This is a genomic window from Bacteroidia bacterium, from assembly GCA_040880525.1.
In the GTDB taxonomy this organism is placed as follows: domain Bacteria; phylum Bacteroidota; class Bacteroidia; order CAILMK01; family JBBDIG01; genus JBBDIG01.
In genome coordinates, this window is sequence record JBBDIG010000001.1 from 48,148 (window position 1) to 55,328 (window position 7,181).

At 45.4% G+C, this 7,181-nt stretch carries 6 protein-coding genes; 4 read left to right on the top strand and 2 right to left on the bottom strand.

Annotated elements, in window-relative coordinates; translation table 11 throughout:
- Nucleotides 1-413 precede the first annotated feature (413 nt).
- Nucleotides 414-1,583 (bottom strand): ATP-binding protein, encoded by a 1,170-nt coding sequence (locus tag WD077_00200; GenBank protein MEX0965631.1) that lies wholly within the window; start codon nucleotides 1,581-1,583, stop codon nucleotides 414-416.
- Between the two features lie 310 nt (nucleotides 1,584-1,893).
- On the opposite strand from WD077_00200, the gene WD077_00205 reads away from it, so the two are divergent.
- The gene (locus tag WD077_00205) at nucleotides 1,894-2,862 is read left to right on the top strand and encodes a phosphatase domain-containing protein (protein ID MEX0965632.1); all 969 of its coding nucleotides are present in this window, start codon (nucleotides 1,894-1,896) and stop codon (nucleotides 2,860-2,862) included.
- Nucleotides 2,863-2,910: 48 nt separating this feature from the next.
- Here WD077_00205 and WD077_00210 read toward each other — a convergent pair whose 3' ends face one another.
- Nucleotides 2,911-3,537 carry a YkvA family protein gene (locus WD077_00210; GenBank protein ID MEX0965633.1) on the bottom strand — a complete coding sequence of 209 codons (627 nt, stop codon included), beginning with the start codon at nucleotides 3,535-3,537 and terminating at the stop codon, nucleotides 2,911-2,913.
- A gap of 117 nt (nucleotides 3,538-3,654) precedes the next feature.
- Between WD077_00210 and WD077_00215 the strand changes: the two genes are divergently transcribed.
- From WD077_00215 to WD077_00225, 3 genes are all read left to right on the top strand, one after another.
- Nucleotides 3,655-4,338, top strand: a complete 684-nt coding sequence (locus WD077_00215; GenBank protein MEX0965634.1) for a response regulator transcription factor — start codon at nucleotides 3,655-3,657, stop codon at nucleotides 4,336-4,338.
- Between the two features lie 194 nt (nucleotides 4,339-4,532).
- Nucleotides 4,533-5,585 (top strand): hypothetical protein, encoded by a 1,053-nt coding sequence (locus WD077_00220; protein MEX0965635.1) that lies wholly within the window; start codon nucleotides 4,533-4,535, stop codon nucleotides 5,583-5,585.
- A 45-nt stretch (nucleotides 5,586-5,630) separates the two neighbouring features.
- Complete coding sequence (locus WD077_00225) at nucleotides 5,631-7,175, top strand: SpvB/TcaC N-terminal domain-containing protein (GenBank protein MEX0965636.1); 1,545 nt, start codon at nucleotides 5,631-5,633, stop codon at nucleotides 7,173-7,175.
- The last annotated feature ends 6 nt before the right edge of the window (nucleotides 7,176-7,181 follow it).

Here is a 7,181-nt window from a genome sequence, read left to right on the forward strand (position 1 = left end):
GATATAACCATCATGCCCCTGAATTAAAATGAGATCGCTTTGGCACCGATAATATATTCCTGCCTACATCCTCTCAACCCTACAAACCTCCATCTTCACTTTCTTCCCCGCAAATCATTCTTTCCAAGCGAAGCAGCACGGAATTCATTACCTATTTTAAACATCCCACCAGTTGGGTCGATACCTATAGGTCAGCACTTCATTCATTGCATAAGCCTGCCATATGATCGCGAAAGGGCGGACCCCCTCAGAATATTACGCTTCGCCTTTGGGGACATATACAGAATTTAGGTATAGGCCGCAGAACCATTGATCCGCAGTAAGTCGCATCGGATAATTGTCTTTCGACCGACCAAATATCCTTTTTCAAAACAATTGGTGGAGGAAACAGAACGGATTTCCGTTGTCTGGACCTATTGAAATTTGGGGAGATATCCCTCCAAAAACTGCCGCAGCCCACAGACACGGATAGTTTCTGACTTGCGGTAGTCCTGCTCGCCCGGCACGATGACGTAATTGTCGGTGCTCCCGAGGTCCTTGATGCTGGTGGTATTGCCCCGGGTGAGGTCTGGTTTTTCCGAAAACTTGATTTCCACGGTGGCCATAGGCTTCATCCCTTTCGCAAGAACCAGGTCCAGCTCGGCACCGGAATAGGTGCGGTAAAAGAAAAGTTCTACCTCGTCATTTTTCAGGGAATAGATCTGATTGATAACATAGGTTTCCCAAGAGTTGCCAAGGAAAGGCGTACTGAGGAGTTCATTGTAGTTGGCCAGTTTTAGGAAACGGTGCAATACCCCCGTATCACGGAAATAGACTTTTGAGCTTTTCGTGAGCCGTTTCTTGATGTTAAAATGAAAAGGTTCCAGTTCCATTGTCACGAAGGAAGCGTGGAGATATTCCAGATAGCTTTTCAGTGTCACGTGGCTCACGCCCAAGGACTTGCCAATGTTGGAATAGTCCAGCAACTTGCCATTGAGCCAGGCCAGCATCTCCAGCAACCTGCGGGTTTGCACAGGGCTGGTAGGCAGGCCATACATCGGGAGGTCGCGCTGGATGTAGGTCGCGATAAAATTGTCGAGCCAATCCAAGCGTGCTTCGCTGTCCTTTTCCAGGATGGCATTTGGGAAGCCGCCAAAGAAGTGATGCTCGCCCACGGAAATTTCATGCGCCTTTAGCTCCTCGATATTGAAGGGCTGCAATTCCAGATAGGCCAACCGCCCGGCAAGCGTCTCTGAGGTGTCCTTCATAATATCAGGGTTGGCCGAGCCCAACAGCAGGAACCGCATGGGGCGTCTATCCTCATCAATGGCAGAGCGGAGTGCGGAAAAAAGTGCTGGCATGAGCTGTACTTCGTCTATCACCACGGTTTTGTCGCGATGGTCCGCGAAGAAAAGCTCAGGGTTCTCCAGCTTGTCCCGGTCGGAGGCTTTCTCGACATCAACATAAACGTATTCCCGCTCCATGCTTTTTACGAACGCTTTGGCAAGGGTAGTTTTACCGCACTGTCTGGGGCCGATAATGGCGATGGCGGGGAAGGTTTTGGCGTAACGGGCCAGCTTTTTTGTGCGAGCTCTTTCTATCATAACCTTGAAATATGCAAGACAAACTTACAAAATTCAAGAATAATGCCTGCTAAACTTGAAATATGTAAGGGGCGCTTACAAAATTCAAGTTTAGCGGTTAATAGGTTCTTCTACGTTTCTGATTGAGTTGCTGAAAATGGGAAGGCCATAAGTATTCAGCGGATCGGATCACAGTCTTTAATTTAGCCAAATACACACAAGCCTCACAGCATGTCCCTCATCGAAACCCTTACCAACCTCATTCACGGCACGGGTAAAGTTTGATGCCCTGCAAAAGGCGGTAAAAGACTACCTGCACAGCCACGATCCCATGATGATTCACGGCTACATCAGCTATGGGACGCGGGACAATCTCTATGTGCGAGGGCGCGTCTTGGAGAACGAGGGCATCACCCTGGCCAATCCCCACGATTCGCTCTTTACGAATATGAAGAACATGGCGAAGCGCCTGGAAAGCGATGAAATCCCGGGCGTGAAACTCAGGCTGAAATATGGAACGGTGGAGGTAGAAACCGTTTCTGATGAGGAAGGATATTTCAATGCAGAACTTCGGGTACAGGGGCTGCCCGAAAATAAGTTGTGGCACGAAGTGGAAATCACGGCAATTGTGGCTCCCGAACCTTACCTGGCCGGTACAAAGACCAGGGCCGAAATCCTGGTGCCGCCTGTGGATGCCCGCTTTGGCGTCATCAGCGATGTAGACGACACGATCCTCGAGACGGGCGCGACCTCGCTATTCAAAATGGCGCGGAATACTTTCTTCTTGAACGAGAAGACCCGCGCCCCGCTGGAGGGTGCGGCCGATTTCTATAAGCTGCTGGCCAACAATGCCCCGGGGGAAACGCGCAATCCGTTCTTCTACGTGAGCAGCAGCCCCTGGAACATTTACGACTTCCTGTTCCAGTTCCTTGCGCTGAACCTCTTCCCCATCGGGCCAATATTGCTCAAGGATTATGGGATCTCCAAGGGCACCTTGTTTTCAAGCGGCCACCTGGACCACAAATATTCCAATATCAAAAACCTCCTTGAAGCCTATCCCCAATTGCCCTTCATCCTGATTGGCGACAGTGGCCAGAAGGACCCAGGGATTTACCAGAAAGTGGTGCAGGACTTTCCTGACAGAATAAGCGCGATCTACATCCGTGATGTGAAAGTGAAGCGCAGGAGCAAGATCATCCTGCCAATTCTGGAGGAGATGAACCGGGGCAAGGTGCCGATGATACTGGTGGAGAACTCCGATGTGGCCACAAAAGATGCACGGCAACGGGGCTTTATCTAAGCACGCTTTCAAACTCCCTCTCAGGGAGTAATGGTATTTCAGGCGTTGCTAAGGATAGAGCTTCCGGTCTTCCCACTCCTTGAACCGGTCCAGCTCATCGCTGATGGAATTGTATACCCACATAATCACTACCAGATCATCTACATAGCCGATTAAAGGAATAAAATCGGGAACCAGGTCAATGAGCAGCACGAAATAAAGAATACCGGCAATTATCTTTATCAGCACCTCCCACGGGACATGAGGATAATTTCCCTGATAGTACGCCTTCAGCATTCTAAGCAAAAGCGTTATCTTGTCCTTACCCTCCTTTTGCAGTGATCCGCGGTCCTGCTCCGAACCAATTTTGTCATAAGCGCCCTCCACCAGGTCCAGCACTTTGTTTTTCTTGGCCGCTAAAGCTATAGCCGTGGCAAACACACTTTTTAATATCCGCGCTATGCCAGTATGCTTTTCCCCACCGGCCTGCTTTTTCTTTCTCCATTTTTTCCGGGCTTTTTCTGCCTTGCCCTTAGCGCGGTCATACTGTTTTTGCGCATCAGCCTCAGTGCCTTCAAAAAGTTCCTCGGCACGGCCCTTCATCTTGTCCGCGAAGCCAAGAAAATCCTGCTCGGCTTTTTCAATCTGTGCTTTGGCCTTGGCCGTTGTTACTGCTAACTTATTTTGGATGTCCATTTCCGCCATGTTTTGAATAGTAAAAGTAGTAATCCCGTAAAATGTTGAGATAGAAGAAAGATCTTTTTAAAACAAAATTTTTATCTTTAGCCGGTTAACCCCGAAAAGCAAACCCCGATGAATGGATCAGAAAGCCACACGCTGCTGATCGTAAATAACGATCGCAGATTTTGTAAAAAGCTAAAGGCCGCACTTGTACCCGATCAGGCCATGGTACTAACTGCTCATAATGAGGTTACTGCTAAGGCAATCCTCGAACAAGATGATCCTGATGTCATTATTCTCGATCTGGATTCAATTGAGGCCACTGCGGTGAGGATGATAGAATTAGCGAGAATTCAGAATAAAGAGGTATCACTGATCGCACTGGGTCAAAAAAGAGCATACCAGATAATGCAAGCTGTATATGATGCAGGAGTAGACAGCTACTTGAGGAAACCTTTTGACTTACTTGAGATTTTAATCTTAACCAGAAGGTATTTAAGGAAGCCCTGTTTGAAGAATAACCTTGTTCGGGTGCAGGATCTGGTTATAAATAAAAAGACTCATGAGGTGGTACGAGCCAAGAGATCAATAAACCTTTCACCAAAGAAATTTGAACTTTTGACCTACCTCGTTAATCATCCCAACAGGGTAATATATAAGGAGGAATTAGCCAGAAATGTGTGGAAAGAAAATTTTGAGCGGAATACAAACATTATCAGTGTTTATATAAGCTATTTACGGAAGGAAATAGACGGAGGATTTGATCATAAGCTTATTCATACTAAAGTAGGGTGCGGATATATTTTTAAGACTTAATTTTCTAACCAAATTCTAATACTATTCTAATTTTCCTCTAATAAGCAAATACGAAGTTTGTCAAAACAAATTTGACGGACATGAAAACATTAGCTTTTACTAGCATCTTTTTTTTCTTTATTAGTTGCATAGGCTTACACGCACAGTCCCAGGGTAATTGGGACCCTCTTCCCGGGGGGGGAGGATTAATGACCATGCCTAAGCTAGGAATTGGAACAAGCACCCCATACGGCAATACCGAACTCAGTTATTGTGGGGAAGAAAGCGGTTTGGTGGTGACAAAGGTGTCTTGTGGAACAGCGGTTTCTGTAGATATTAATGATCTAAATGGAGATGTGGAGATAGTGGGGCCGGACGATGGAGTATTTATAAGCCCCTTTAACTTTTCCACCTTTAATGTTTCTACGCCTAATATTCCGTTGATTACAACCTCTCGCCCGCTCATCTGGGCGCGAACTTTTGCTCCTGGGATGTTTGGTCAGAGCGACAATTATAATTCAAAGTTCATAGTGATGCCATCCGGTAAAACTGGTATTAATGTAGCAAATCCGAGAGCTTCCTTGGATGTACGGGGTCAAGGAGGGCGAAACTTACCGGTTGCAATATTTGGTAACAGGGCTTTGGGCACCGCTTCCGTAAATGTGAATAATGGCATAACACAATTTTATACCCAACACTTACAAATAATTCCATGGCTTGGGGAGAATGCATATAACCAAATTACCCGTGAAGATGACCAGGGAATATTCTTTACGGATGGTAAAGGAGCGGAAGGCGCTAATCAAAACGGATCTTTTATAATTGCTCCGTGGACGGATCCTGGTGAAGCGGGTCTGGTTGGCGGATTAAGAATTGACAAATACGGGAACCTTGATGTACATGGTACTATCAAGGCCGTAGAAACGCGTATTGAGGCTAAGTGGTGGAGTGACTTTGTGTTTAATGAGGACTACAGGCTTATGTCGCTATCTGATGTTAAAGAATATATAGATCAATATGGCCATCTTCCAAACATCCCATCAGAGAAAGTAATATTTGAAGAAGGAATTGATGTTGCCGACATGCAAGCCCGTCAGCTCCAAAAGATAGAAGAGCTAACACTTTATATAATAAATCAGGAAGAGCAACTGAAGAATCAGGAAGTGGTGGTGGATGAGCAGCAGGTGCGGATTGAAAAGTTGGAGCAAAAGCTTGAGGAGATGATGTTGATATTGGATCAGTTGAATAGTTCGTCTACCAATAGATAATAGCTGCCATTTCTTTAAAAACCTTCCCTTTTTAATATAAGAAAAATGAAACTTCTTTTCCATAAAGCTGTGTGGGTGTCTTATGCTCTTATTTTTGGCCTTTTGACGCCTTGCAGCGCGCAGCAAACAAATATCATTTTAGGTACATCGGATGCAGGAAACAAAACTTATGTGGCTACGGAGAGCATAGAGCTTCAGGACGGATATGATTACACCGCTGTACCCGGCCAGAGTATGCATGCGTATATAGATGAGGCGCTTCCTGGCCCAGTGACCTATGGAACTCCTTATACTTCGGGAGACATTCAAAACAGATCCTTGAACACATCTTTGCCTGTAGGCTTTACTCCTGGAATAGCGGATGTTTCAGGAACGGGAGGGGCAACTTATACAATTCCAATTCAGATTCCACCTGGCACAAATGACATGGTGCCAAACCTTGCTATCGTCTACAACAGCCAAAGCGGGAATGGAATCTGTGGAATGGGATGGAACATAAGCGGGCTTTCTGCAATAACCAGAGTTCCCAAAACCATATTTCATGATGGGATCGTTGCACCTGTCAAACTCAATAACACCGACCGTTTTGCGCTTGATGGCAACAGGCTTATGGCAACGAGTGGTACTTATGGTGCTGCTAATACCACATATGGAACAGAAGTAGAGACCTTCTCAGAGATCACTTCTTTTGGAACTTCTTCTTATGGCCCAACCTGGTTTCAGGTTAAAACGAAGAATGGCCTTACCCAAGAATATGGATGGTCGGCAGATTCCCGGTTTTTGGATGAATGGGGGAACGCAGTAATTATGTGGCGGCTTAATAAAGTCTATGATAATTATGGGAACTATGTAGAGTACAGATATATCAACGAGAACCGGGAGTCGAGGATTGACAAGATTTTGTATACGGGAAATCAGATTACTAATATGCAGCCTTACAACCAGGTAAAATTTGGCTACAGTCTACGAACGGACGAAAATACCCTATACGTAGGGGGAGCCTCCCTTAATACGAATCTAATTCTTGATGACATTGAAATCACTGCTGTTGGTCAGCGCTTCAAAAAATATGAGTTAGACTATTCAAAAACAACTGATGGCCAATATAAATCTTACTTTTTTTTAAAGGGACTGAAAGAATTTGGAGCCAATAATGAGGAGCTAAACGGAACCCTATTCAAGTACCAAGATAAAAAACCAAATTTTGAGGTGCTCAGCACCAATGTTATTCAGAATCAGAACGTAGACCCATTTGTGGGGGATTTCAATGGTGACGGGTATTCAGATATTTTGGCAATGGAAACAGGAGGGGCGCCCGTCAACGGTATGCCTACGTGGAAAAAGTACAAACTTTATATCAACAATAAGAACGGTGGGTACACACTTACCGAAGAGACGCCCATTCATAATGCGATGATATATAAGAACAAAGTTGTCTCAGACTTTAATGGAGATGGCAAGGATGATTTTGCCTTACTCTATATAAACTCCTCCGGGAGTACTTATTGGGTAGAGAATATTAAAGTGTACTATTCCCAGGGTACTGTCTTAGACCCCTATTTCTTGGAGAGATTTTTCAAAAGAGTTTAGGTCTAT

Bases quoted from the DNA above. Each gene is read 5' to 3' on its own strand.
- WD077_00215 (MEX0965634.1), top strand. From the start codon at position 3,655: ATGAATGGATCAGAAAGCCACACGCTGCTGATCGTAAATAACGATCGC.
- WD077_00210 (MEX0965633.1), bottom strand. From the start codon at position 3,537: ATGGACATCCAAAATAAGTTAGCAGTAACAACGGCCAAGGCCAAAGCA.
- WD077_00205 (MEX0965632.1), top strand. From the start codon at position 1,894: ATGATGATTCACGGCTACATCAGCTATGGGACGCGGGACAATCTCTAT.
- WD077_00200 (MEX0965631.1), bottom strand. From the start codon at position 1,583: ATGATAGAAAGAGCTCGCACAAAAAAGCTGGCCCGTTACGCCAAAACC.
- WD077_00225 (MEX0965636.1), top strand. From the start codon at position 5,631: ATGAAACTTCTTTTCCATAAAGCTGTGTGGGTGTCTTATGCTCTTATT.
- WD077_00220 (MEX0965635.1), top strand. From the start codon at position 4,533: ATGCCTAAGCTAGGAATTGGAACAAGCACCCCATACGGCAATACCGAA.